Annotated in this window: 27 protein-coding genes and 1 pseudogene; 10 read left to right on the top strand and 18 right to left on the bottom strand. The window is 58.2% G+C overall.

Annotation, left to right across the window (positions count from 1 at the left end; all coding sequences use genetic code 11):
- Positions 1-17: 17 nt before the first annotated feature.
- Together AC2CGQ_RS09540 and icd are read right to left on the bottom strand one after the other, a co-directional pair.
- The gene (locus tag AC2CGQ_RS09540) at positions 18-578 is read right to left on the bottom strand and encodes a zinc ribbon domain-containing protein (protein ID WP_135638098.1); all 561 of its coding nucleotides are present in this window, start codon (positions 576-578) and stop codon (positions 18-20) included.
- A gap of 496 nt (positions 579-1,074) precedes the next feature.
- Positions 1,075-2,328 carry an NADP-dependent isocitrate dehydrogenase gene (icd, locus tag AC2CGQ_RS09545; protein ID WP_015377612.1) on the bottom strand — a complete coding sequence of 418 codons (1,254 nt, stop codon included), beginning with the start codon at positions 2,326-2,328 and terminating at the stop codon, positions 1,075-1,077.
- A 131-nt stretch (positions 2,329-2,459) separates the two neighbouring features.
- Between icd and rluE the strand changes: the two genes are divergently transcribed.
- The 4 genes from rluE to mnmA all read left to right on the top strand — a co-directional run bounded on the left by rluE (position 2,460) and on the right by mnmA (position 5,110).
- Complete coding sequence (rluE, locus tag AC2CGQ_RS09550; protein ID WP_021505540.1) at positions 2,460-3,086, top strand: 23S rRNA pseudouridine(2457) synthase RluE; 627 nt, start codon at positions 2,460-2,462, stop codon at positions 3,084-3,086.
- A 22-nt stretch (positions 3,087-3,108) separates the two neighbouring features.
- The gene (locus AC2CGQ_RS09555; RefSeq protein WP_015377610.1) at positions 3,109-3,447 is read left to right on the top strand and encodes a lysozyme inhibitor LprI family protein; all 339 of its coding nucleotides are present in this window, start codon (positions 3,109-3,111) and stop codon (positions 3,445-3,447) included.
- A gap of 9 nt (positions 3,448-3,456) precedes the next feature.
- Positions 3,457-3,903, top strand: coding sequence for an NUDIX hydrolase (locus tag AC2CGQ_RS09560; protein WP_015377609.1), 447 nt, complete (start codon positions 3,457-3,459; stop codon positions 3,901-3,903).
- A 106-nt stretch (positions 3,904-4,009) separates the two neighbouring features.
- Positions 4,010-5,110, top strand: a complete 1,101-nt coding sequence (gene mnmA / locus AC2CGQ_RS09565) for a tRNA 2-thiouridine(34) synthase MnmA (RefSeq protein ID WP_015377608.1) — start codon at positions 4,010-4,012, stop codon at positions 5,108-5,110.
- A 50-nt stretch (positions 5,111-5,160) separates the two neighbouring features.
- Here the strand turns inward: mnmA and kup are convergent, their stop codons facing one another.
- A complete protein-coding gene (kup, locus tag AC2CGQ_RS09570) occupies positions 5,161-7,029 on the bottom strand; it encodes a low affinity potassium transporter Kup (RefSeq protein WP_484593628.1) in 1,869 nt (622 codons plus the stop codon).
- 331 nt (positions 7,030-7,360) lie between these two features.
- Between kup and hflD the strand changes: the two genes are divergently transcribed.
- Together hflD and purB are read left to right on the top strand one after the other, a co-directional pair.
- Positions 7,361-7,987 (top strand): high frequency lysogenization protein HflD, encoded by a 627-nt coding sequence (gene hflD / locus AC2CGQ_RS09575; protein WP_004941196.1) that lies wholly within the window; start codon positions 7,361-7,363, stop codon positions 7,985-7,987.
- 22 nt (positions 7,988-8,009) lie between these two features.
- A complete protein-coding gene (gene purB / locus AC2CGQ_RS09580; protein ID WP_484593629.1) occupies positions 8,010-9,380 on the top strand; it encodes an adenylosuccinate lyase in 1,371 nt (456 codons plus the stop codon).
- Between the two features lie 51 nt (positions 9,381-9,431).
- Here the strand turns inward: purB and AC2CGQ_RS09585 are convergent, their stop codons facing one another.
- From AC2CGQ_RS09585 to pdxR, 3 genes are all read right to left on the bottom strand, one after another.
- A complete protein-coding gene (locus tag AC2CGQ_RS09585) occupies positions 9,432-10,136 on the bottom strand; it encodes a GNAT family N-acetyltransferase (protein WP_015377606.1) in 705 nt (234 codons plus the stop codon).
- A 15-nt stretch (positions 10,137-10,151) separates the two neighbouring features.
- Positions 10,152-10,604, bottom strand: a complete 453-nt coding sequence (locus AC2CGQ_RS09590; RefSeq protein ID WP_015377605.1) for a GNAT family N-acetyltransferase — start codon at positions 10,602-10,604, stop codon at positions 10,152-10,154.
- A gap of 116 nt (positions 10,605-10,720) precedes the next feature.
- Positions 10,721-12,235, bottom strand: a complete 1,515-nt coding sequence (gene pdxR, locus AC2CGQ_RS09595; protein WP_380693613.1) for a MocR-like pyridoxine biosynthesis transcription factor PdxR — start codon at positions 12,233-12,235, stop codon at positions 10,721-10,723.
- Positions 12,236-12,374: 139 nt separating this feature from the next.
- Here pdxR and AC2CGQ_RS09600 point away from each other — a divergent pair, with 139 nt between their 5' ends.
- Positions 12,375-13,139 carry a GntR family transcriptional regulator gene (locus AC2CGQ_RS09600; protein ID WP_484593630.1) on the top strand — a complete coding sequence of 255 codons (765 nt, stop codon included), beginning with the start codon at positions 12,375-12,377 and terminating at the stop codon, positions 13,137-13,139.
- A gap of 21 nt (positions 13,140-13,160) precedes the next feature.
- Here the strand turns inward: AC2CGQ_RS09600 and AC2CGQ_RS09605 are convergent, their stop codons facing one another.
- Entirely contained in the window at positions 13,161-14,180 is a 1,020-nt protein-coding gene (locus AC2CGQ_RS09605) for an ADP-ribosylglycohydrolase family protein (RefSeq protein WP_033645924.1), read from the bottom strand.
- A gap of 379 nt (positions 14,181-14,559) precedes the next feature.
- Between AC2CGQ_RS09605 and phoP the strand changes: the two genes are divergently transcribed.
- The 3 genes from phoP to AC2CGQ_RS09620 all read left to right on the top strand — a co-directional run bounded on the left by phoP (position 14,560) and on the right by AC2CGQ_RS09620 (position 17,900).
- Entirely contained in the window at positions 14,560-15,231 is a 672-nt protein-coding gene (gene phoP / locus AC2CGQ_RS09610) for a two-component system response regulator PhoP (RefSeq protein ID WP_004941169.1), read from the top strand.
- 5 nt (positions 15,232-15,236) lie between these two features.
- Entirely contained in the window at positions 15,237-16,694 is a 1,458-nt protein-coding gene (gene phoQ, locus AC2CGQ_RS09615; protein WP_004941164.1) for a two-component system sensor histidine kinase PhoQ, read from the top strand.
- A gap of 84 nt (positions 16,695-16,778) precedes the next feature.
- Entirely contained in the window at positions 16,779-17,900 is a 1,122-nt protein-coding gene (locus tag AC2CGQ_RS09620; RefSeq protein ID WP_004941161.1) for a ribosomal protein uL16 3-hydroxylase, read from the top strand.
- A 41-nt stretch (positions 17,901-17,941) separates the two neighbouring features.
- Here the strand turns inward: AC2CGQ_RS09620 and AC2CGQ_RS09625 are convergent, their stop codons facing one another.
- The 11 genes and pseudogenes from AC2CGQ_RS09625 to AC2CGQ_RS09675 form a co-directional block, all read right to left on the bottom strand.
- On the bottom strand, positions 17,942-19,030 hold the full coding sequence (locus tag AC2CGQ_RS09625) for a malate/lactate/ureidoglycolate dehydrogenase (RefSeq protein ID WP_484593718.1): 1,089 nt from the start codon (positions 19,028-19,030) through the stop codon (positions 17,942-17,944).
- Between the two features lie 263 nt (positions 19,031-19,293).
- Positions 19,294-19,566 carry a hypothetical protein gene (locus AC2CGQ_RS09630; protein ID WP_015377598.1) on the bottom strand — a complete coding sequence of 91 codons (273 nt, stop codon included), beginning with the start codon at positions 19,564-19,566 and terminating at the stop codon, positions 19,294-19,296.
- Positions 19,563-20,117 carry an S-type pyocin domain-containing protein gene (locus tag AC2CGQ_RS09635; RefSeq protein WP_085336603.1) on the bottom strand — a complete coding sequence of 185 codons (555 nt, stop codon included), beginning with the start codon at positions 20,115-20,117 and terminating at the stop codon, positions 19,563-19,565. The genes AC2CGQ_RS09630 and AC2CGQ_RS09635 overlap by 4 nt, the downstream gene beginning before the upstream one ends.
- Before the next feature lie 235 nt (positions 20,118-20,352).
- On the bottom strand, positions 20,353-20,610 hold the full coding sequence (locus AC2CGQ_RS09640; RefSeq protein ID WP_242141762.1) for a colicin immunity domain-containing protein: 258 nt from the start codon (positions 20,608-20,610) through the stop codon (positions 20,353-20,355).
- A 5-nt stretch (positions 20,611-20,615) separates the two neighbouring features.
- Positions 20,616-21,089 (bottom strand): colicin D domain-containing protein, encoded by a 474-nt coding sequence (locus AC2CGQ_RS09645; protein WP_076740313.1) that lies wholly within the window; start codon positions 21,087-21,089, stop codon positions 20,616-20,618.
- Between the two features lie 138 nt (positions 21,090-21,227).
- Positions 21,228-21,494 (bottom strand): colicin immunity domain-containing protein, encoded by a 267-nt coding sequence (locus tag AC2CGQ_RS09650; RefSeq protein WP_242141764.1) that lies wholly within the window; start codon positions 21,492-21,494, stop codon positions 21,228-21,230.
- 122 nt (positions 21,495-21,616) lie between these two features.
- Complete coding sequence (locus tag AC2CGQ_RS09655) at positions 21,617-21,892, bottom strand: colicin immunity domain-containing protein (RefSeq protein WP_230199829.1); 276 nt, start codon at positions 21,890-21,892, stop codon at positions 21,617-21,619.
- Positions 21,889-22,413: a colicin D domain-containing protein gene (locus tag AC2CGQ_RS09660; protein WP_484593631.1), complete on the bottom strand. Its 525-nt coding sequence runs from the start codon at positions 22,411-22,413 to the stop codon at positions 21,889-21,891. Before AC2CGQ_RS09660 ends, AC2CGQ_RS09655 begins: the two co-directional genes overlap by 4 nt.
- Positions 22,414-22,556: 143 nt before the next feature.
- Complete coding sequence (locus AC2CGQ_RS09665; RefSeq protein WP_015377595.1) at positions 22,557-22,814, bottom strand: bacteriocin immunity protein; 258 nt, start codon at positions 22,812-22,814, stop codon at positions 22,557-22,559.
- 4 nt (positions 22,815-22,818) lie between these two features.
- Positions 22,819-23,111 (bottom strand): annotated as a pseudogene (locus tag AC2CGQ_RS09670) (HNH endonuclease signature motif containing protein).
- Positions 23,021-23,329, bottom strand: a complete 309-nt coding sequence (locus tag AC2CGQ_RS09675) for an S-type pyocin domain-containing protein (RefSeq protein ID WP_370456264.1) — start codon at positions 23,327-23,329, stop codon at positions 23,021-23,023. The pseudogene AC2CGQ_RS09670 and the gene AC2CGQ_RS09675 overlap by 91 nt, the downstream one beginning before the upstream one ends.
- Between the last annotated feature and the right edge of the window lie 22 nt (positions 23,330-23,351).

The raw sequence follows: 23,351 nt of genomic DNA on the forward strand, positions 1-23,351 counted from the left end.
TTCTTGACGAATAAGTTTTATTTAGCAAGCCAGTATTTTAACCTTTTTACAAACTCATCTTGAACAGCTTTAGGGAGTTTGTATTTAATGTATGTGATATCTGATTGATGCTCACCAAAAATATAAGAATCACGACTTGAATTTGATATTGACTTGATTTTATTAGCTAATTTCATCACCTCACTGTCATTTAGTGTTGGACTATCATCTTCTGATAGCAATAAATTATGATCAAATCCATAAAATGAGAACTTGTTTTCTTTCTGTACTTTCAACTGAACCGATACATCACTACCGCAATGCTTGCATTTTATTGCTTCAGGATTTATTTCTTCAGCACAGAACGGGCATTTTACATATACATTGGTTGCCTTAGACGACGATTTCCCAAAGATGATCATCAAAATGGCGCAAATAGAAATAACTGATGATATCAGCAAGTGATTCTGTTTAGATGCGATCAAACCAATGTTATTGACACGTTCACCATACCCAGTAAAAACATAGGTGTCCATGTTAAAAGCTATCAGCAGCCAAACGACACCTACTGCCAGCAATAAAAAACCAAACTCTCTCATTTAATCCTTTTCCTATAGAATAATAATCCCCTTTAATGTTAACAGTTGAAGTCAAGAAGTTCACCCGTTAAAACGCAAAATCGTGATTGTTCGTTCCTGCCAATATCACTCGTAAGGGACACGATTACTTAGCTGACCGTACATGTGATGGAGCATCACGCCCCCAGCGAGTGCGCACCGGCATGGTTCAGTTCATCCGCTCTCACTGACATTATGATGACGTCGCCGATCAGCAACTTTCCTGAGATCAGTACAAATCCAGCCTCCGCACAGCGTGCCATGTAGAGGTTTTCACCACGATTCCATCAGCCGTCTGTCCGGGAATAATGAGGTAACTCTCCCCTTGTTCGAGCTGATATCAATCTCGCGCAATTGCATAACAGCCCTGCTCTGTTGGCTCCGGCGCCGGATTGCGGCAGCGCAATAACCCATGCAATTGGAACAATAAAAAACGGGAGCCCTAAGGCTCCCGTTCTCATTTAACGCTTTAACACACTTACATGTGTTTAACGATAGCGTCGCCAAACTCTGAACATTTCAGCAATTTAGCGCCTTCCATCAGGCGTTCGAAGTCATAGGTCACGGTCTTGGCGGCGATGGCGCCTTCCATGCCTTTAACGATCAGGTCAGCCGCTTCGAACCAGCCCATGTGGCGCAACATCATCTCTGCAGACAGGATGATGGAGCCTGGGTTCACTTTGTCCTGGCCGGCGTACTTCGGCGCGGTGCCGTGAGTCGCTTCGAACAGGGCGCAGTCGGAGCCGATGTTGGCGCCCGGCGCAATACCGATGCCGCCTACCTGGGCCGCCAGGGCGTCGGAGATGTAGTCGCCGTTCAGGTTCATACAGGCGATCACGTCGTATTCCGCCGGGCGCAGCAGGATCTGCTGCAGGAAGGCGTCGGCGATCACGTCTTTAACCACGATCTCTTTGCCGGTGTTCGGGTTCTTGATCTTCAGCCATGGGCCGCCGTCGATCAGCTCGCCGCCGAACTCTTCGCGCGCCAGCTCATAGCCCCAATCCTTGAAGGCACCTTCGGTGAACTTCATGATGTTGCCTTTGTGAACCAGGGTCACGGAGTCACGGTCGTTGGTGATGGCGTATTCGATCGCCGCACGCACCAGACGCTTGGTCCCTTCTTCGGAGCATGGCTTCACACCGATACCGCACTGCTCCGGGAAGCGGATTTTCTTCACGCCCATTTCGTCGCGCAGGAATTTGATCACTTTGTCCGCTTCGGCGGAGCCGGCTTTCCACTCGATGCCAGCGTAGATGTCTTCGGCGTTTTCGCGGAAGATCACCATGTCGGTCAGCTCAGGCTGTTTGACCGGGCTTGGGGTGCCCTGGTAGTAACGCACCGGGCGCAGGCACACGTACAGGTCCAGCTGCTGGCGCAGGGCCACGTTCAGAGAACGGATGCCGCCGCCGACCGGGGTGGTCAGAGGGCCTTTGATGGCGACGCGGTAGTCGCGGATCAGGTCCAGAGTTTCGTCCGGCAGCCACACGTCTTTACCGTAAACGTGGGTAGATTTTTCGCCGGTGTAGATTTCCATCCAGGAGATTTTACGTTCGCCGTGGTAAGCCTTTTTAACGGCCGCATCAACCACGTGGATCATGGCAGGAGTCACGTCAACGCCGATGCCGTCGCCTTCGATGAACGGAATGATCGGGTTATGAGGAACAACCAGTTTACCCTGGGCGTCAACCGTGATTTTTTTACCTTCTGCCGGAACAACTACTTTGCTTTCCATCAACCTCTCCTTCAAGCGCAATTTTGTTAATGCTTTGTAAGATGCGTGTAGATACTACTTGAATATTCGGTCCGCGCCAATCCGAAACGGATTCGGTTATAATGCGCTTATCATCCGTAATCTCAACCGTTATGAAAAAATTCTCTGTTAGAAATCACAACGTTAAACGATTCAGCAAGCCGAATGCCGCCAAACCCGCCGCGCCGAAGGGGCCGCGCCGCATTGTGTTATTCAACAAGCCCTTCGACGTATTGCCGCAGTTCACCGACGAAGCCGGCCGCGCCACGCTGAAAGAGTACATCCCCTTCCCCGACGTTTACGCCGCCGGGCGCCTGGATCGCGACAGCGAGGGGCTGCTGGTGCTGACCAACGACGGCCAGCTGCAGGCGCAGCTCACCCAGCCGGGCAAGCGCACCGGCAAAATCTACTATGTGCAGGTCGAGGGCGCGCCGCAGGAGAGCGATTTGGCGCCGCTGCGCAGCGGCGTCACGCTGAAAGACGGTCCGACGCTGCCCGCCGGGGTGGAGTTGGTCGCCGAGCCGCAGTGGCTGTGGCCGCGCAACCCACCGATCCGCGAACGCAAATCCATCCCCACCAGCTGGTTGAAAATCACCCTGTTCGAAGGGCGAAACCGCCAGGTGCGTCGCATGACGGCGCATATCGGGTTCCCTACCCTGCGCCTGATTCGCTACAGTATGGGTAATCTTTCGCTGGGTTCACTGCAGCCCGGTGAATGGAAAATCATCGATTCCCTGTAGACCGATAACTGATGGAGGCGCCATGAAATCTACCCCGATCGCGCTGCTGCTCGCCGCTCTGGCGGCCCCGTTCGCCGCCCCTGCCGCCAGCTTCGACTGCGCCAAGGCGGCAGGCAGCGATGAACGCGCCATCTGCGCCGACCGCACGCTGAACGATCTGGACGTGCAAATGGCCACCAAATATCAATTCCTGCGCGGCCTGTTCGCCATGGGCGCGCGCGGCGCGATGCAGGACAGCCAGCAGGCCTGGCTGACCAAGCGCCAGCGGTGCGGCGGTGACACCGCCTGTCTGCTCAAAAGCTACCGCACCCGCATCGCCGAGCTGGACGACATCTACCGGCGCATCGATAAACCGCTGTAAGGAGACCGCATGTTCAAACCGCACGTCACCGTCGCCTGCGTGGTGCACGCCGCCGGCAAATTTTTGGTCGTCGAAGAGACCATCAACGGCAAAGCGCTGTGGAATCAGCCGGCCGGCCATCTGGAGGCCGACGAGACGCTGGTGCAGGCCGCCGAGCGCGAGCTGTGGGAAGAGACCGGCATCCGCGCCACGCCGCAGGCGTTCCTGCGCCTGCACCAGTGGATCGCGCCGGATCGCACACCGTTTCTGCGCTTCTGCTTCGTCATCGAGCTGGAACAGCCGCTGCCGACCGAGCCGCACGACAGCGACATCGATCGCTGCCTGTGGCTGAGCGCCGACGAGATTTTGCAGGCGCCCAACCTGCGTTCCGCGCTGGTGGCGGAGAGCATTCGCAGCTATCAGCAGCCGGAGCGCTACCCGCTGTCGCTGGTCGGCAGCTTCGCCTGGCCGCATTAAGCGTGCCGGGCAGCACAAGATGAACAGTGCGCCGGCGCGGCCAACGTGGTAAAATCCTGCGCTTGTTTTTATCAGCACGGTTCGTGTTCAAGTTCGTGAGATCCCCATGTCAGACAACAGCCAGAAAAAAGTAATCGTCGGTATGTCCGGCGGCGTCGACTCTTCCGTTACCGCCTATCTGTTACAGCAACAGGGCTATCAGGTCGCTGGGCTGTTCATGAAGAACTGGGAAGAAGACGACGACGAAGAGTACTGCTCCGCCGCGACCGATCTGGCCGACGCGCAAGCGGTCTGCGACAAGCTGGGCATCGAACTGCACACGGTGAACTTTGCGGCGGAATACTGGGACAACGTGTTTGAGCTGTTCCTGGAAGAGTACAAGGCCGGCCGCACGCCGAACCCGGACATCCTGTGCAATAAAGAGATCAAATTCAAAGCCTTCCTGGAGTTCGCCGCCGAAGATCTGGGGGCCGATTTCATCGCCACCGGCCACTACGTGCGCCGCCAGGACGTGGACGGCAAAAGCCGCCTGCTGCGCGGCGTCGACGGCAACAAAGATCAGAGCTACTTCCTCTATACCCTGAGCCACGAGCAGGTGGCGCAGAGCCTGTTCCCGGTCGGCGAGTTGGAGAAGCCGGAGGTGCGCCGCATCGCCGAGCAACTGGAGCTGGTCACCGCCAAGAAGAAAGACTCTACCGGCATCTGCTTTATCGGCGAGCGCAAGTTCCGCGACTTCCTCGGCCGCTACCTGCCGGCCCAGCCGGGCCCGATCGTCAGCGTTGACGGCCAGACCGTCGGCGAACACCAGGGCCTGATGTATCACACCCTGGGCCAGCGCAAAGGGCTGGGCATCGGCGGCCTGAAAGACAGCAGCGAAGATCCGTGGTACGTGGTGGATAAAGACGTGGCCAACAACGTGCTGGTCGTCGCGCAGGGGCACGATCACCCGCGCCTGATGTCCGTAGGCCTGATCGCGCAGCAGCTGCACTGGGTGGATCGTCTGCCGCTGAGCGGCCCGTTCCGCTGCACGGTGAAGACCCGCTATCGCCAGCAGGATATCCCTTGCACCGTGACCCCGCTCGACGACGAACGCATCGAAGTGCGTTTCGACGAGCCGGTCTCCGCCGTCACCCCCGGTCAGTCGGCGGTATTCTACCAGGGCGAAATCTGCCTCGGCGGCGGCATCATCGAACAGCGCCTGGCGTAATTCGCCTGCCGCCCAAGAAAAACGCTGCGTTTACCGCAGCGTTTTTTTATTCAAAATTCCACCTGCGCTCCCAGCTCGATCACCCGGTTCGGCGGGATTTCGAACAGATCCGGCGCCCGCAGCGCGTTGCGCTGCAACAACTGGAACACCTTGCCGCGCACGCGCAGATACCAGGGCCGTTTGCCCAGCACCAGCGTATCGCGCGACATGAAGAACGAGGTCTCATTCATGGTGAAGCTCATCCCCTCCAGCCCGCAGCGGTAAAGAATGTCTGTCACGTTGGGCGTCTCGCGCCAGCCGTAGCTCGCCACCACCCGCCAGAAACTCGCCGACAGCTGTTCGATCGCCACCCGCTGCACGTTGTGCACGTACGGCATGTCGGTGGTGACGATGGTCAACAGCACCACGCGCTCGTGCAGCACCTTGTTATGCTTCAGGTTATGCAACAGCACCAGCGGCACCGCATGCGGCGTGCGCTCCATAAACACCGCGGTGCCCGGCACCCGCTTCGGCGGCGCCTTCTCCAGCGACTCGATCAGCGCGCTCAGCCCTTCCTGATTGTCGCGCAATCGGCGGATCAGGCGCGAACGCTCGGTCTTCCAGGTCAGCATGATCAGCAGAATGATTAGCCCGAGCGCCACCGGCAACCAGCCGCCGGTCGCCAGCTTGATCAGGTTGGCGCCGAACAGCGGCACGTCGATGCACAGCATGACCAGCAGCATCAGCCCGCCTAGATAGCGCGGCCAGCCCCAGTTTTTCACCGCCACGATGCTCAGCAGAATCGACGACAGCAGCATGGTGCCGGTTACCACGATGCCGTAGGCCGAGGCCAGGTTGCTGGAGTGTTTGAAGCTGAGGATCACGATCAGCACCGCCGCGAACAGCAGCCAGTTCACCACCGGAATGTAGATCTGCCCGGACTCCTGATCGGAGGTATAGATGATACGCATCGGCGGCAGGTAGCCCAGCCGCACCGCCTGCCGCGTCAGCGAGAACACGCCGGAGATCACCGCCTGCGAGGCGATCACCGTCGCCAGCGTAGCGATCACCAGCAGCGGGATCAGCGCCCAGGTCGGCGCCAGCAGGAAGAACGGGTTATTGATCGCCGCCGGGTTGGCCAGCAGCAGCGCCCCCTGGCCGAAGTAGTTCAACACCAGCGCCGGCGCCACCAGCGTAAACCACGCCAGACGGATCGGCTTTTTACCGAAGTGGCCCATATCGGCGTACAACGCTTCGGCGCCGGTGACCGACAGCACCACCATGCCCAGCGCAAAGAACGACACCGCCTTGTATTCGAGGAAGAAATTCACCGCCCAGTAAGGGTTCAGCGCCCGCAGCACGCCGGGGTGATGCAAAATGCCGCCGAGGCCCAGCAGCGCCAGCGTCAGGAACCAGATAACCATCGCCGGGGCGAACAGTTTGCCGACGCTGCCGGTGCCGCGTTTTTGGATCGCGAACAATGCGGTCAGCACCAGCAGCGACAGCGGTACGATAAAGCTGTCCAGCTCGGGGGCGATAATCTGCAGCCCCTCGATGGCCGAGAGCACCGAAATGGCCGGGGTGATCACCCCATCGCCGTAAAAGAAGCTGCCGCCCACCAGCCCGATCAGCACCGCCGCCGGCACCCAGCGCGCATCCAGCTTGCGGATCGCCAGCGACATCAGCGTCAGAATGCCTCCCTCGCCGTCGTTGTCGGCGCGCATCACGAAACAAATGTATTTAATCGACACCACCAGCGTCAGCAGCCAGAAAATCAGCGATAAAAAGCCGTAAATCGAGGCCGGCGTCAGGGTGATGCCCTCCTCCGCCGTCAGGCATTCGCGCAGGGTATACAGCGGGCTGGTGCCGATATCGCCGTACACCACGCCGATGGCCGCCAGCGTCACCGCCGGCAGTGGCTGCTTGTTTTTTACGTGCATATAAAGGTCTTTATTTGAGGGTTCACGTTGGCAGTATAGATGCAGCCGCCGCACTTTATTTGCCGCAGCAACAATAAGTTCGCGCCGCCGCGCCGGCGATTTTCGTCGCCTATTTGCGCAGTTCTGCGCCGCACGGCACCTCCGCCTCACCGCAGACGTATTAGACGCTGGGTTTACCCTCGATTTTGTGGCATGATCCGCGGCATTCGTTGTCATCGTTGTTACAGCCACGCCCGATCGTTACCGTTCGCGGCCGCCGCCGTTACCCCTGCGATACACACAACCTTATGCAGTAAGCCATGTACCGTTCACCGCGTTTACAGGAGTCATCGTGGCGAAGAATTATTATGACATCACGCTGGCCATGGCGGGCATCAGCCAGTCGGCGCGTTTGGTTCAGCAGTTGGCCCATGAAGGGCAATGCAACCGCGAAGCGTTTCAGACCTCGCTGAAAAGCCTGCTGCAAATGGATCCGCCCTCCACGCTGGCGGTGTTCGGCGGCGAAGAACGCAATTTGATGGTCGGCCTCGAAACCCTGATGGGCGTGCTGAATGCCAACAACAAAGGGCCGGGCGCGGAACTGACCCGCTACACCATCAGCCTGATGGTGCTGGAGCGCAAGCTCAACGCCAACAAACAGGCGATGAACACGCTCGGCGAACGCCTCGGCCAGCTCGAGCGCCAGCTGGCGCACTTCGATCTTGAATCGGACACCATCATCAGCGCGCTGGCCGGCATTTACGTCGACGTGGTCAGCCCGCTCGGGCCGCGCATCCAGGTGACCGGCTCGCCGGCCATCCTGCAGAACCCGCAGGTGCAGGCCAAGGTTCGCGCCACGCTGCTGGCCGGCATTCGCGCCGCCGTGCTGTGGCAACAGGTCGGCGGCAGCCGCCTGCAGTTAATGTTTTCCCGTAATCGTCTGTTCAAGCAGGCGCAAAATATCGTTGCTCATTGTTAATCGATCCCAGGAGTTGCTACCGATGGAATTATCCTCACTGACCGCCGTTTCCCCCGTTGATGGACGCTACGGTGATAAAGTCAGCGCACTGCGCCCCATTTTCAGCGAATACGGTCTGCTGAAATTCCGCGTACAGGTTGAAGTACGTTGGCTGCAAAAACTGGCCGCCTGCGCAGAAATCAAGGAAGTTCCCGCTTTTGACGCCGACGCAAACGCTTTCCTCGACAAAATCGTCGCGGAATTCAATGAAGAAGACGCACAGCGCATCAAAACCATCGAGCGCACCACCAACCACGACGTGAAAGCGGTCGAGTATTTCCTGAAGGAAAAAGTGGCGGCGGTGCCTGCGCTGCACGCGGTGTCCGAGTTCATCCACTTCGCCTGCACCTCCGAAGACATCAACAACCTGTCGCACGCGCTGATGCTGCAAAGCGCCCGTCAGGACGTGGTGCTGCCTTACTGGCGCAAGATCATCGACGCGCTGAAAGGGCTGGCGCAGGAATACCGCGATATCCCGCTGCTGTCGCGCACCCACGGCCAGCCGGCGACCCCGTCGACCGTCGGCAAAGAGTTCGCCAACGTGGCTTACCGCATGGAGCGCCAGTACCGCCAACTGGAGCGCGTGGAGATCATGGGTAAAATCAACGGTGCGGTCGGCAACTACAACGCCCACATCGTCGCCTACCCGGAAGTGGACTGGCATCAGTTCAGCGAAGCGTTCGTCACCTCGCTCGGCATCACCTGGAACCCGTACACCACCCAGATCGAACCGCATGACTACATCGCCGAACTGTTCGACTGCGTAGCGCGTTTCAACACCATTCTGATCGACTTCGACCGCGACATCTGGGGCTACATCGCCCTGAACCACTTCAAGCAGAAGACCATCGCCGGCGAAATCGGTTCTTCCACCATGCCGCACAAGGTCAACCCGATCGACTTCGAAAACTCCGAAGGCAACCTGGGGCTGGCCAACGCCGTGCTGGGCCACCTGGCGGGCAAACTGCCGGTTTCCCGCTGGCAGCGCGACCTGACCGACTCCACCGTGCTGCGTAACCTGGGCGTGGGCCTGGGTTACGCGCTGATCGCCTATCAGGCCACCCTGAAGGGGATCAGCAAGCTGGAAGTCAACCAGGCGCACCTGCTGGACGAACTGGATCACAACTGGGAAGTGCTGGCCGAGCCGATCCAGACCGTAATGCGCCGCTACGGCATCGAAAAGCCTTACGAGAAATTGAAAGAGCTGACCCGCGGCAAGCGCGTGGACGCCGCCGGCATGCAGGCGTTCATCGATAGCCTGGCGCTGCCGGAAGAAGAGAAAACCCGTCTGAAGGCGATGACCCCGGCCAACTATATCGGCCGCGCCACCACCATGGTCGACGAGCTGAAGTAAGCGCGTTAGACCCACAACGACAAGGCGGCCCACGGGCCGCCTTTTTGCTTATTATTCGCCGCGCAACACCTGCAGCCGGGCAATCTGCCGCCCCTGCGCATCGAAGTTGTCCGCACTCAGCCAACGCGCCAGCGCCTGCCGCACCGCCGGCCAACGGTCAATGGTGATGGCGAACCAGTCGGTATCCCGGCTGCGCCCCTTGACGATCACCGCAAAGCGGAAGTTGCCCTCGTAACGGAAGCCGAAGCGCAGCGCGGCCTGGCGCGACGGCGCGTTATGGCTGTCGCACTTCCACTCGCAGCGGCGATAGCCCAGCGTGTCGAAGGCATAACGCAGCAGCAGCGCGATGGCTTCGGTGGCGCTGGAGCGCTGTTTCATCAACGGCGACCAGCTGACGTGGCCGATCTCCAGCACGCCGTTGGCCTCGTCGATGCGCATCAGCGCCACCGTCCCCACCGGCGCGTCGCTGGCGGCGTCGAACACCGTCAGATTGACCAGCGTCGGGTTGGCCTGCAGCGTCTCCAGGTGCTGCAACATCGCCGCCGGCGTGTCGGGCCGTTCGATAGACAGATAGGTCCAGTCGCGGCCGTCCGGCGCCAGCTGGAAAGCGTCATACAGCGCGGCGTAATCCCGCTGCGGATCGAGCGGCGCCAGTGAACAGAAACGCCCGCCGAGCGTCACGCCGCCCGGGCGGCGAGCCGGCTGCCAATCCGGCATCGGTTCGCCAATCGGCTGACCATAACGATTCATTGCCATACGCGCCTCCTGCGGTTAACGGGTATACACGATAAACGAGCTTCTTCTGCCGATTTTGTCGTACAGCGAACGCGCCGGCGCGTTGTACTCCTGGGTCATCCAATAGACCCGATCGCTGCCGCGCGCCTCCGCCAGCCGATACGCCTGTTCGAACAGTTTTTCCGACACTTTATGGCCGCGTGCCTGCGGCGACACATAGAGATCTTCGATATAACAATAGCCCACCGCGCTCCAGGTGGACGGATGGAATACCAGGTTCATCAGCCCCAGCAGCCGGCCGTCGGCATCCTCCGCCACCAGCCCGTACACCTGTTCATCCTGCCCCAAGCGTTCGAAGGTGCGATCGGTCACCTGCGGCGCCACCTCGGCGCGGTAAAAGTCGAGATAGCCCTGCCACAACGCCAGCCATTGCGCTCTGTCGTCGCCATTGATTCTGCGGATGGTCACTTCACGATTTGATGGGTTCATAGCGCCTCACGGGGTTAAGATATTATTTCCATTAGGGAAATAACCGAATAGCGGCAGAATACACCGCGCAGCGACGGCGTAATACGGACCAATTCAAAACGCCGGGCAGACCAATTTTAACCGCCGTTTTCCCGCGGCAGCGCGCTGAACACCTGAGCCAGCGTGGCGATAAAGCGCACGATCTCGTCCGGCGTATAGGCCGAGAAACCGAGCACCAGCGCCCCGCGCTGCGGCGCGCCGGTGTAGAAGTCCGCCAGGCCGTACAGCCGGATGCCCCGTTCGGCCGCCGCCGCCACCAGCCGCCGCTCCGTCGCCGCATCCGCCAGCGGGCAAACCAGCTGCAGCCCGCCCTGCGGCAGCGCCGGGCGCGTCCAGGGCGCGAGATGGCGATGCACCGCGTCGTACAGCACATCCAACCGCGCCTTGTAAAGCGTGCGCATATTGCGCAGATGCTCGGCGTAGCCGCCCTCGTGCAGGCAGTGGAACAGCGTCATCTGCGCCAGCGCCGAGGTGTAGCCGTCCTGAAACTGCCTGGCGGCGACCAATGGCCGCACCAGCTGCGGCGGCGCAATCATGAAGCCGATGCGCAGCCCCGGAAACAGCGTCTTGCTGAAGGTGCCGATGTACAGCGTGCGCCCGCCGCTGTCCAGCCCCTGCAGCGCCGCCTTGGTTTGTCGATCGTAGTTGAACTCGGCATCATAATCGTCTTCGATGATCCAGGCCCGCCGACGCTGGGCCCACTGCAACAGCGCCAGACGCCGCTCGAGGCTCAGCGAGTACCCCAGCGGGTAGTGATGGGACGGCGTGATGTAAACGCCCCGCCCGCCGCCCGCAGCCTGCATCAGCTGCCCGACGTCCAGCCCCTGCTCATCAATGCCGATCGGCCGCGCCTGCAGCCCCGCCGACTGCACCAGTTTTTTCGCCCCCTGGTAACCCGGCTCTTCGACGAATACCGCATCGCCGGGATCGAACAGCACCTGCGTGCACAGCGCCAGCGCCTGCTGAGAGCTGGTGACCACGATCACCTGCTCCGCCGTCGCCTTGACGCCCCGCTCCCGCTGCAAATAGTGCGCGATCTCCGCACGCAGCTCCGGCAAGCCCTGCGGATCGGCATACCCCAACAGCCGCTCGCCGTGCCGCCGCAGCGCCTGCTTTTCCCACTGCAGCCATGAATCGATGGGAAACGCCCGCAGATCCGCCAGCGAGGGCGTCAACGAGGCCTGGCGGCTGGTGTGCGGCGTATGGCTGACCGCCAGCAACGCCCGGCCGCGATCGCTTAACTCGCGTTCCGCCAGCCGCGCCTCCTGGCCTGCCTGCGTCGCCAGCAGTTCACGGCCGAGCAGCGTATCGCAGCGATAACGCACAAAGCTGCCGCGCCCCACCGTTCGGCTGATGAACCCCTCCGCCTCCAGCCGCGCGTAAGTCTGTTCCACCGTGTCACGCGCCACCGCCAGCCGGGCCGCCAACGCGCGGCTCGGCGGCAGCTTCGCCCGCCACGGCAGTTCCCCGGCGGTGATGAGCCGCAACAGGGCCTGGTGCAGCGCCGAACGTCGGGTCAGCCCCTGCTGACGCTGCTGGGTGAAGGCTGCCAGGATTGCCGCGTCGTCCGCGTGTCGTGGGGTGTCACTCATGGGCAGTCTGTTTCTCCGAGCCTGGGGCGATTGCACACTACTCTACCTCATTTTCTCCCAGCGGCGGCGGCGGTTGCGCTGCCCGGCGAAATCCCCTTAAATAAGCCATCGCATTGCGGCTACAGGACTTCCGTCAGCTATGAGCAAGGAGATCAACCAGCGTCTGCTGGAAAAACTGCTGCAGGATCTGGCCAGCGCGGGCGCGATGCCGCTGTATCTGCGCTTTAACGCCTCGGTGCGCCAGGCTATCGAGCAAGGATTGCTGAGCGCGGGGGATTTCCTGCCCAGCGAGCGCCTGTTCACCGAACGGCTCGGCATCTCGCGCATCACGGTGCGCAAAGCGCTGGCCTGCCTTGAGCAAGACGGCATCATCGGCCGTTCACGCGGCTACGGCACCTTCATCCAGCCGCAACGGCCCGCGCCGAAGCTGCGCTATTCCTTAGCGGACATCAAAGGGTTCTCGCGCGAGGCGGCGCAACAGGGGCGTCAGCCGGACACGCAATGGATCAGCCGCGAGCGGGTGCCGGCCAGCGCCGCACTGGCGGAAAGGCTCCAGCTGGCGGTTGGAGTGCCGATCTACCAACTCAAGCGCATTCACTTTATCGATCGGCGGCCGATGTCGGTGGCGGTGTCCTACGTGGTGGCGGCGGCGATTGCCAACATCGACGAGATTGGCATCTCGCTCTACGATTACTTCCGGCGCAATAATGTGGAGATGGGCTCGCTGCGCAGCCAGGTCAGCGCGGCGATGGCCGACGACGATATCCGCCGGACGCTGCAGCTATCAGAACCGATGCCGCTGCTGATCGTGCGCCAGACGCTGTTCGACCACCGCAAGAAGCCTGTCGAATACAGCGAAAGCTTCTGCCGCAGCGACATGTACGAATTTACCAGCGAAAGCTGACCCGTTGCACCTTGCGGCGGCTCACGCCTCGCCCTGCCGGCGGCGGCGAAAACGCACGAACGCCTGGGCATACGCCTCAACGTCCAGCGGATTCACCCGTTTTAACTCCGCCAGCAATCCGGGTTCGATCGCTTCTGCACCGTGCAGCGCACCGCAGACAGCGGTGGCCATCGCGCCGATGGTGTCAGTATCGCCGCCCAGGTTGGCGCACAGCACCGCGCAACGGGTAGGATCGGTTTGCGCCAGCTGCACCATCGCCAGCGCCGCCGGCACCGACTCGATGGTGCTCACCCCGGCGCCGATCAGTTGATATATCCGCTCAGAGGCCTGCTCGGGATCGGCGGCCTCATCCACCACCTGAAACGCCAACTCGATGCGCGCCGCCAGCGAGGGGCTGAACGTCGTCTCCTGCCGGCGCTGGGCATACTCCGCCACGCCCGGCAGCGCCAGACGAATCGAGGCCCAGTCCGCGCCCTCTACCGCTCGCGCGACGGCCCAGGCGATCGCCACCGCACCGGCGACGGCGATGTCGGATTTGTGCGTCGGGCTGGAGGCCAGCCACACCTGCTGGCAGAAATCCTCCAGCGGCGCGGACGGCAGCACGCAGCCCAAAGGCGAAATGCGCATCGCCGCGCCATTGGTGATGCCGTTGTTTTCCAACTCGGCGATCGGCGTGCCCGCCTTCTGCTCGCTCAACGCCAGTTTGGAACTGGGGCCGAGAATGTTCTTGTTGAAGGCGTCAAAACTGTCCACCCAGCGGATCACGTTGCGGGCGATCAGTTCCGGCACCACCTCGCCTTCCGCTTCCCGCAGCGCATCGGCCAGCGCTAACGCCATCGCGGTATCGTCGGTATATTGCCCGGCCTTGAAGTAACAGGCGGCGGTGTTCTCCGCCGGCCCATCGAGAAAGCCGTCTATCCAGCCGAAATGGCGCTTAACCCGCTCGCGCGGCCACAGCTCGGAAGGCATGCCGAGCGCGTCGCCCAGCATCTGTCCGTAAAGTGCGCCCGCTATGCGTTCTGCCTGGGTTAACTGCTTCATCCGTCGCTCCTGAGAAAATGTACCGTTGCCTCAATAATACCTTATTAGTACCTTTAAAGCTTATCAAGCGCCCCGGCTCACACTTCCCTTTCGCGGGCAATGCCTGGGGCGTTTAAGTTGCGTTTAATGTTGCCCCGCCGCTGTTTATCCGACGTTTATCAGAGCTTGTCGATAATGTCGGCGAACAAATTGATAACGCTTATTTTAATACATTGCTTCGGCTCTCTTGCGAGCCGGGCGGGTTATACCTACCATAGCCTCAGCACTTTTTGTCAAAATGGTTCAGGTGGCCGCGTTATTCCCTGACACGCCGCAGAGCGTGTTCCCTTTTATCGCGTGGGTGACAGGACGTTCACCCGCATAGTCACAGGAGTTCGCCATGCGAGTACTGGTTGTTGAAGATAATGGTTTGCTGCGTCACCACCTTTCCGTTCAGATGCGCGAGATGGGCCATCAGGTCGACGCGGCCGAAGACGCCAAGGAAGCCGATTATTTCCTGCAGGAACACGCGCCGGATATCGCCATCGTCGATCTCGGCCTGCCGGGTGAAGACGGCCTGAGCCTGATCCGCCGCTGGCGCGCCCATCAGACCAAGCTGCCGATCCTGGTGCTGACCGCCCGCGAAAGCTGGCAGGACAAAGTGGCGGTGCTGGAAGCCGGCGCCGACGACTATGTCACCAAGCCGTTCCACCTGGAAGAAGTGATCGCCCGCATGCAGGCGCTGATGCGCCGCAACAGCGGCCTGGCTTCGCAAGTGATCGTGCTGCCGCCGTTCCAGATCGATCTGTCGCGCCGCGAACTGAGCGTCAACGATCAACAGATCAAGCTGACCGCCTTTGAATACACCATCATCGAGACCCTGATCCGCAACGCCGGCAAGGTGGTGAGCAAGGATTCGTTGATGCTGCAGCTCTACCCGGACGCCGAACTGCGTGAAAGCCACACCATCGACGTGCTGATGGGCCGCTTGCGCAAGAAAGTGCAGGCGGAATACCCGCATGAAGTGATCACCACGGTACGTGGCCAGGGCTATCGTTTTGACGCGAAGTGAACATGATGTTCAACAAGAATAAAAAACCGTTTTCGCTGCGTGCCCGCTTCCTGATGGCGACCGCCGGGGTGATCCTGGCGCTGTCGCTCTCTTACGGTTTGGTGGCGGTCGTCGGCTATATCGTCAGCTTCGACAAAACCGCCTTCCGTCTGCTGCGCGGCGAGAGCAACCTGTTCTTCAGCCTGGCGCAGTGGAAAGACAACAAGCTCACCATCGCCATTCCCCCCGATCTCGATCTCAACTTCCCGACGCTGGTATTTATCTACGACGATAAAGGCAACCTGCTGTGGAGCCAGCGCAAGGTGCCGGAGCTCGAGAAGCTGATCAACAAGGAATGGCTGGAGGAGTCCGGCTTCTACGAAATCGACACCGACACCCGCGTCAGTAGCGAAGTGCTGGGGGACAACCCCAAAGCGCAGGATCAGCTGAAGAATTACGACGATACCGATCAGAACGCGCTGACCCACTCGGTGGCGGTCAACACCTATGCCGCCACGCCTCGCCTGCCGGCGCTGACCATCGTGGTGGTCGACAGCATTCCGCAGGAGCTGCAGCGCTCCGACGTGGTGTGGGAGTGGTTCAGCTACGTGCTGTTGGCCAACCTGCTGCTGGTGGTGCCGCTGCTGTGGCTGGCGGCCTACTGGAGCCTGCGGCCGATCAAGGCGCTGGTCAATCAGGTGGGCGAGCTGGAGAACGGCGAGCGCGATCAGCTCGACGAAAATCCACCCAGCGAGCTGCGCGGGCTGGTGCGCAATCTGAACATTCTGGTGCGCAACGAGCGCCAGCGCTACACCAAATATCGCACCACCCTGTCGGATCTGACCCACAGCCTGAAAACGCCGCTGGCGGTGCTGCAAAGCACCCTGCGCTCGCTGCGCAGCGGCAAGCAAACCACCATCGAAGAAGCCGAGCCGATCATGCTGGATCAGATCGGGCGCATCTCGCAGCAGATCGGTTACTACCTGCACCGGGCCAGCATCAACTCCGGCCAGACGGTGTTGACGCGCGAGATCCACTCGGTGCCGGCGCTGCTCGACAGCCTGGTGGTGGCGCTGAACAAGGTTTACCAGCGCAAAGGGGTGGTGATCACGCTGGACATCTCGCCGGAAGTGACCTTTATGGGCGAGAAGAACGATTTTATGGAAGTGATGGGCAACGTGTTGGAAAACGCCTGCAAATACTGCCTGGAGTTCGTGGAGATCACCTCGCTGCACTCCGAGAAAAACCTCACCATCGTTATCGACGACGACGGCCCGGGCATCCCGGAAAGCAAGCGCCAGCTGATTTTCCAGCGCGGCCAGCGGGTGGATACCCTGCGCCCCGGCCAGGGCCTTGGCCTGTCGGTGGCGGCGGAGATCATCGAGCAATACGACGGCGAAATCGTCATCAGCGACAGCCCGCTCGGCGGCGCGCGCATGCAGGTCACCTTCGCCCGCCAGCACGACACCCACCACAACGAGTAAATTATGCCGCTGCGGCCCCGATCCACGGGGCCAAACTTCCGTTATAATCGCACTCAGGCTCACTCCCCTATCCTGGAATAGAACATGGATTATCAATTAGATCTGGACTGGAACGATTTTTTGCAACGTTATTGGCAAAAGCGTCCGGTGATTCTGAAGCGCGGCTTCAAAAACTTTATCGATCCGATCTCCCCGGATGAGCTGGCCGGGCTGGCGATGGAAAACGAAGTGGACAGCCGTCTGGTCAGCCACCAGGACGGCCGTTGGCAGGTTGCGCACGGCCCCTTCGAGAGCTTCGACCACCTGAGCGAAAACAACTGGTCGCTGCTGGTGCAGGCGGTGGACCACTGGCATGAGCCTTCCGCCGCGCTGATGCGCCCGTTCCGCCAACTGCCGGACTGGCGGATGGATGACCTGATGATCTCCTTCTCGGTGCCGGGCGGCGGCGTCGGCCCGCACCTCGATCAGTACGACGTGTTCATCATTCAGGGCACTGGCCGCCGCCGCTGGCGCGTCGGGGAAAAAACGCCGCTGAAACAGCACTGCCCGCACCCGGATCTGCTGCAGGTCGAACCGTTCGACGCCATCATCGACGAAGAGATGGAGCCGGGCGACATTCTCTATATTCCGCCGGGCTTCCCGCATGAAGGCTACGCGCTGGAAAACGCGCTCAATTACTCGGTGGGCTTCCGCGCGCCGAACGGCCGCGAGCTGGTGAGCGGCTTCGCCGACTACGTGCTGGCGCGCGAGCTCGGCAGCAAGCGCTACGGCGATCCGGACGTTAAACTGCGCGAACACCCGGCGGAGATCCTGCCGCAGGAAGTGGACGCCTTACGGCAGATGATGCTGGATCTGGTGCAACAGCCGGAACACTTCCAGCACTGGTTCGGCGAGTTCATCTCCCAGTCGCGCCACGAGCTGGATCTGGCGCCGCCGGAGCCGCCGTATCAGGCCGGGGAAATCTACGAACTGCTGCAACAGGGTGAAGCACTGCAGCGCCTGGGCGGGTTGCGCGTGCTGCGCGTCGGCGATCGCTGCTTCGTAAACGGTGAACTGATCGACACCGACCAGCTGCAGGCCGCAGACGCCCTGTGCCAGCACTTCAGCGTCGATGCCGCCCTGCTCGGCGACGCGGTGGACGATCCGTCGTTCCTGGCGCTGCTGACCGCGCTGGTCAACAGCGGCTATTGGTACTTTAACGACTGATTGCGAGTACGCGAACAAGCCACCCTATCGGGTGGCTTTTTTTATGCTTGCCGCGCCTGCGCGCGAAAACCGGCCAGCGCTTCATTCGCCATGCCCGCCTGCTCCGCCGCCGCGCAAATCTGCCGCCAGGTATTGGCGTCTATCGGTATGCCCTGCTCCAGCCGCGCCGCGCGGTTGGCCTCTTCCCATTCTCCCGGCACCGCGATCGGCTGTTCGCCGCTCGGCGGCGACGCCTTCACCCAGCCGATAAACGCTTCGGCCTCGGCCTGCATTTGCGGGGCGTCGAAGGCCTGAGGATCGAGGATCAGGGTCGTCATGCAGTTGAAGATGGCGTCGCTGTCGGCTTTCAGCGTGGCGTCGTGGGTGGTGCGGCCGCCGGAGAGCGCGCCGCCGAGGATCTCGCACATCGCCGCCAGCGCATAGCCTTTGTGCAAGCCGAACGGCAACAGTGACCCGAACGGCGCTTCGTGCATCACCTTCGGTTCGGTGGTGGGTTGCCCGTGTTCGTCGATCAGATAGCCCGGCGCCACCGACAAGCCTTTGTTATAAGCCACCCGGGTCTTGCCGAAGGCGATGCCGCTGGTGGCGAAATCCAACAGCAGCGGCGTGCGGCCCGGCCGCGGGAAAATGGCGCAGAACGGGTTGGTGCCGAAGCGGCGATCGCTGCCGCCGAACGGCGCCACCATCGGATCGCCTACCACGTTGACGAAGTGAATCGAGATAAAACCGGCGCGGGCGCACTGTTCCGCCCAATGGCCGATGCGGCCGATATGGTGCGCGTTGTGCAGCGCCACCGCCGCCAGGCCCAGCTTGCCGGCGCGTTCAATGCCCAGCGCCATCGCTTCGCTGGCCACCACCTGGCCGAAGCCGCGCGCGCCGTCGAGCGTCAGCACCGCGCCGGCGTCGCGCACCACCTCGGCATGCTGATTGAGCTGCAATTGCCCCTGCGCCAACGACGCCATGTAGCTGGGGATCATGCCGACGCCGTGCGAGTCGTGCCCGGCCAGATTGGCCTGCACCAGATGCTCGGCCACCAGCTCGGCTTCACGCGCCGTGCTGCCGGCCTGGCGCCAAATCGCCTGAACGAACTGCGCCAAATGCGGGCTGGCGATGCGGTATTCGGTGCTCATCATGCGGTCCTTATGCGTGGGGAATAGGCTTCCACACTATGAGCAACGCCTTGTTACGGCAAGCGATTATGCCGATCGCAAGCGTCCCGTTTTAACTATGGTATCCGCACGTTAGCCCAGGCGACGAAAAGAGCGGGCGCCGCTACTTTAGCCACCCGGCACAAGGCTCAGGTTATGGCGCCCCCACCAGCCAAAAAAGAAAACCCCCAACAAAATTTCGTTTGCTGGGGGTTAAAGATGCACTAATCAGACCATAACTATGGCTATTCGATACCGTATTTTTTCTCGGTTACAAATTTCGGCTCTTTCCAGTTGGGGCCTTTTTTAACAAGCATTTTGTCACCCCATTCAATAACGCCATTCTGACGTAACTGTTCGAACACCCGTCTGAATTCACCATTCCCAATTACTGTAAAATTATGGCGACTAAAGAATCGATCCATTTGGGGATAACCAAACCCGTCCTCATTTCTCACCAAAAAGGCAATGACGTCAGAAATTTTTTCTTCTTTTGCCAAGCGTTCTAAATCAATCATTTTAGCATCCTCAACTCTTGTTGTTCAGCAGCGTCTAAAGCCTCCTGCGTATAGAGCAAAGCCTCGCTGTTGCCTAATTGATAATCTTCCAACGTCGCAGTATGCGTATTATTCCACACTTCCCCTTGATTATCTGGCACCGATCCATCTCTAATACCCAAATTGCGATAACGCTCCAATTCCCTGATCTCATGTGTATAAAATCGCCTGTCAGTATCGGTGGGAGGCAGTTCTCCCTTCAAGATTTTTTCCAGGCGGCCGATCATCACTTTGTTAGCGTCTGACTCTGTAAAACGCCCAGTATGCAGCTTCACCTTATCCACGCCGGCACGGTCGATGCTGGCCCCTTTCCAATCCAGATTCTGAATGGGGCCTCCAGCTTTATTGGTGTTGTATTCACGACCGCTGTATTTGCCCCTGGCGTTGGTTTCACCATAGGGCTTGTTCACCATCACATAGATGGCCTCTACACCAATCTCCGTCGCATCCGGCTGCCACAGGATAAAATCTTGCAGATCCTGCACCACATCCGCCGGGAAGGTGGTGACCACGATACTGTCCGCCAGCCTGATGCTGGACCTTGCTGGGCAACCGAGCAACCGGCATTAAATTAGCTCTTCACTTCCTTATCACCGTGAAAAAAAGAAAATGCCCAATAGACTCTCGTCTATTGGGCGTAAGGGTCACTTTTGTTAACTATTCTGTCACTATGTAGGCGGTTCTTTCTACCGTCCCTAATACTCAGATAAGTTCAAATCTACGAGAGCACCCATTCTAATAATGTGTTCAGATAAAATTGAATTTTTCCAGTGCCGTTATAACTGCGGCACGCAATCCGGCATCATCAAGTTCATAATCAGCACGTTCTGAATCAGGATTGTAAACTTCAGCTATCATAAATAGCTCTTCCCCACAATTCATAACGTCTCTATCCTGATCCTTAACTCCATAGAGCATACGTCTTTCTACACATATTTTTTCGGAGAACTCCAATGCCCCGACCTCTTTACTTAGAAAACTCTTAGCCAGATCAATAATTGTCATCCGATTCATAAATCCCCCGTATCTAAATATATCCTACCGTTATCTGCGTCTGGATTTATCTTCCACCCTGATAAGAAATCGCCGTTTTCTTTTAAAACAACAACGTTCATTGTGTTAGGATTGAAAAACACCTTAGATCCTTTTTCTCGTCTATAAGTCCCTTTCTCTACCGTATCCTTATCCTTCAAATGGGCCTCGAGCGCATCGCGATATTGAGTCAGAGTCTCTCTGTTCTTTCTGGTGTCCGCAACACCAAAATCACTCGCGTGCTTGTACTTTTTATCCAGTTGCTGACGCGTAAAACGCCCCGAGTCCAGCGGATCACTGACCATCACATAGACAGCTTCAACCCCGGTTTCCAGCGCATCCGGCTGCCACAGGATAAAGTCTTGCAGATCCTGCACCACATCCGCCGGGAAGGTGGTGACCACGATGCTGTCCGCCTGCCTGATGCCGGACCTTGCTGGGCAACCGAGCAACCGGCATTAAATTAGCTCTTCACGTCCTTATCACCGTGAAAAAAAGAAAATGCCCAATAGACTCTCATCTATTGAGCATATACTTTGTTTTCACTAAAAAATTCTGATAGCTCTTTTTACTACTCGTTAAATCCATGTTCAGATAAAATTAAATTTCTTAAGAACAGTAATTACTTCTTTCTTCAATTCAACTTCGTCCAGTTCAGATTCCGCTCGATCAGACGCAGGATTATAGCAGTCAGCAAGAATGAAAAGCTCTCCACTGCATTTATCAACCTGCTTATCTATTTCTTCATAACCATATAATTTGCGTCGTTCTTTCACAATGCTCTCAGAAAAACCCTCCGCGCTTATTTTATTCTCTACGAATTCTTTTCCAAGCTCAACAAGTCTCATTCTACTCATAAAACCCCCGTATCCAAATATATCTTTCCATTTTCTTCTGTTGGATCCATCTTCCATTCGGAGATTAAAACACCATCGATAAAAAACTGCTTAGCGTATATCTCTAATCTTAGAATTAAAAATCAAAGAAGGTGGAAACGCTCCAAAGTATCCTTCACTTCCTTTTTTAATCCATCAGCGTCTAGCTCACTTTCTCTACGATTCGGCTGAGATGTATAACAGTCAGCAAGAATAAAAAGCTCTGATGCGCATTCGCCAACACGCTGGCTATCCTTCGCTAGCTGTCCTGAGTTGCTTTCCTCCTTCCATATTGTGAAGAATTGCGACTCAAAATCATCGGCAGTTAACTTTGAGCTTACAAGCTCCCTTGCTATTTCTATTAATTTCATACTCATCATAAGACTCCTGTATTTATATAGCCATTATACTGTGGGGTTCCTGGCGTTAAATGCCATCCTGATATAAACACCCCATTTTTATCAAGCACAACGACATTATTTTTTCTTGAGTTGAAAAACACCTTAGCCCCTTTCTCTCTTCTATAAGTCCCTTTCTCTACCGTATCCTTATCCTTCAAATGGGCCTCGAGCGCATCGCGATATTGAGTCAGAGTCTCTCTGTTTTTTCTGGTGTCCGCAACACCAAAGTCACTCGCGTGCTTGTACTTTTTATCCAGTTGCTGACGCGTAAAACGCCCCGAGTCCAGCGGATCACTGACCATCACATAAACAGCTTCAACCCCGGTTTCCAGCGCATCCGGCTGCCACAGGATAAAATCTTGCAGATCCTGCACCACATCCGCCGGGAAGGTGGTGACCACGATGCTGTCCGCCTGCCTGATGCCGGTGCCGGTATGCACTGGCGATTTGGCTAGGAGCCAGCCAGGTTTATTCAACCAGCCGTCCCCACTTGTTGTCATGGAGTTTAACTCGAGTTTCGTAACACCTTCTGATAGCTAGGTTAGTTGATTGAAATACCAAAAAAAGCCCAACAAACGCTAGTTTGCTGGGCGCTTCTGAAGTGCTCATTACCGTTTGATCATCATAAGACGATTAGACACGGTTACCCTTGTTTGAAGCCTGGTTTCCCGTTCTTGAAACGCCACTCTTTGACTTCTTTTACGACACCTTCAGGGCTATCCTCCCTGTTTTCATCTGGGTAATAGATAAGATCGGATCCTGAAGGATGCTCACACAGCCGTTTAAACTCGAGAATATTCCTTATATCCTCCTCTTCCGTCGTATTTTGCACATCAAAAATTTTTTTCACGAAGTTTAAAAACTCCGCTTCCGTATAATCAGATATTGTTTTCTTTTCCATCTCATTAACTCCCTCTATGAATTTCAATGTGGCGCTTTGGAGTAGTTATGCTGATATTATCAACATCATAAGCCTCACCGTTATCTTTGATCGGTTTTACGTGGTGCAATTCATATTTAACACGTCCCCCACCTGCTCCGTTTCTCTAGGCGCAGGTGCTTTACCTGTTTGGATATCGCCGAAGTTCCCCGACTTGAATTGTTTGCTCAGCTCAGGATCTTTCCCCACCTCAGTCCAAAACGCCTTACGAAACGCGTCAAAGCTCGCAAACTCTCGCCCATGCAGTTTATCCGCAATCTGGCTGGGAACTGCCCCGCTGTATTCAACCAGCCGTCTCCCACTTGCTGTCCTTTGCCGCTCACTTTACCCGGAGTATATCTCGGACTGCGCACCATCACATAGGTGGCCTCTACACCAATCTCCGTCGCATCCGGCTGCCACAGGATAAAATCTTGCAGATCCTGCACCACATCCGCCGGGAAGGTGGTGACCACGATGCTGTCCGGCTGCCTAATACCGGTGCCGACCCGATCGGTA

Source organism: Serratia sp. DFXYC6 (assembly GCF_057196085.1).

Coding starts and splice junctions, on each gene's coding strand:
- AC2CGQ_RS09540 (WP_135638098.1), bottom strand. CDS start 578: ATGAGAGAGTTTGGTTTTTTATTGCTGGCAGTAGGTGTCGTTTGGCTG.
- icd (WP_015377612.1), bottom strand. CDS start 2,328: ATGGAAAGCAAAGTAGTTGTTCCGGCAGAAGGTAAAAAAATCACGGTT.
- rluE (WP_021505540.1), top strand. CDS start 2,460: ATGAAAAAATTCTCTGTTAGAAATCACAACGTTAAACGATTCAGCAAG.
- AC2CGQ_RS09555 (WP_015377610.1), top strand. CDS start 3,109: ATGAAATCTACCCCGATCGCGCTGCTGCTCGCCGCTCTGGCGGCCCCG.
- AC2CGQ_RS09560 (WP_015377609.1), top strand. CDS start 3,457: ATGTTCAAACCGCACGTCACCGTCGCCTGCGTGGTGCACGCCGCCGGC.
- mnmA (WP_015377608.1), top strand. CDS start 4,010: ATGTCAGACAACAGCCAGAAAAAAGTAATCGTCGGTATGTCCGGCGGC.
- kup (WP_484593628.1), bottom strand. CDS start 7,029: ATGCACGTAAAAAACAAGCAGCCACTGCCGGCGGTGACGCTGGCGGCC.
- purB (WP_484593629.1), top strand. CDS start 8,010: ATGGAATTATCCTCACTGACCGCCGTTTCCCCCGTTGATGGACGCTAC.
- AC2CGQ_RS09585 (WP_015377606.1), bottom strand. CDS start 10,136: ATGGCAATGAATCGTTATGGTCAGCCGATTGGCGAACCGATGCCGGAT.
- AC2CGQ_RS09590 (WP_015377605.1), bottom strand. CDS start 10,604: ATGAACCCATCAAATCGTGAAGTGACCATCCGCAGAATCAATGGCGAC.
- pdxR (WP_380693613.1), bottom strand. CDS start 12,235: ATGAGTGACACCCCACGACACGCGGACGACGCGGCAATCCTGGCAGCC.
- AC2CGQ_RS09600 (WP_484593630.1), top strand. CDS start 12,375: ATGAGCAAGGAGATCAACCAGCGTCTGCTGGAAAAACTGCTGCAGGAT.
- AC2CGQ_RS09605 (WP_033645924.1), bottom strand. CDS start 14,180: ATGAAGCAGTTAACCCAGGCAGAACGCATAGCGGGCGCACTTTACGGA.
- phoP (WP_004941169.1), top strand. CDS start 14,560: ATGCGAGTACTGGTTGTTGAAGATAATGGTTTGCTGCGTCACCACCTT.
- phoQ (WP_004941164.1), top strand. CDS start 15,237: ATGTTCAACAAGAATAAAAAACCGTTTTCGCTGCGTGCCCGCTTCCTG.
- AC2CGQ_RS09620 (WP_004941161.1), top strand. CDS start 16,779: ATGGATTATCAATTAGATCTGGACTGGAACGATTTTTTGCAACGTTAT.
- AC2CGQ_RS09625 (WP_484593718.1), bottom strand. CDS start 19,030: ATGAGCACCGAATACCGCATCGCCAGCCCGCATTTGGCGCAGTTCGTT.
- AC2CGQ_RS09630 (WP_015377598.1), bottom strand. CDS start 19,566: ATGATTGATTTAGAACGCTTGGCAAAAGAAGAAAAAATTTCTGACGTC.
- AC2CGQ_RS09640 (WP_242141762.1), bottom strand. CDS start 20,610: ATGACAATTATTGATCTGGCTAAGAGTTTTCTAAGTAAAGAGGTCGGG.
- AC2CGQ_RS09650 (WP_242141764.1), bottom strand. CDS start 21,494: ATGAGTAGAATGAGACTTGTTGAGCTTGGAAAAGAATTCGTAGAGAAT.
- AC2CGQ_RS09655 (WP_230199829.1), bottom strand. CDS start 21,892: ATGATGAGTATGAAATTAATAGAAATAGCAAGGGAGCTTGTAAGCTCA.
- AC2CGQ_RS09660 (WP_484593631.1), bottom strand. CDS start 22,413: ATGACAACAAGTGGGGACGGCTGGTTGAATAAACCTGGCTGGCTCCTA.
- AC2CGQ_RS09665 (WP_015377595.1), bottom strand. CDS start 22,814: ATGGAAAAGAAAACAATATCTGATTATACGGAAGCGGAGTTTTTAAAC.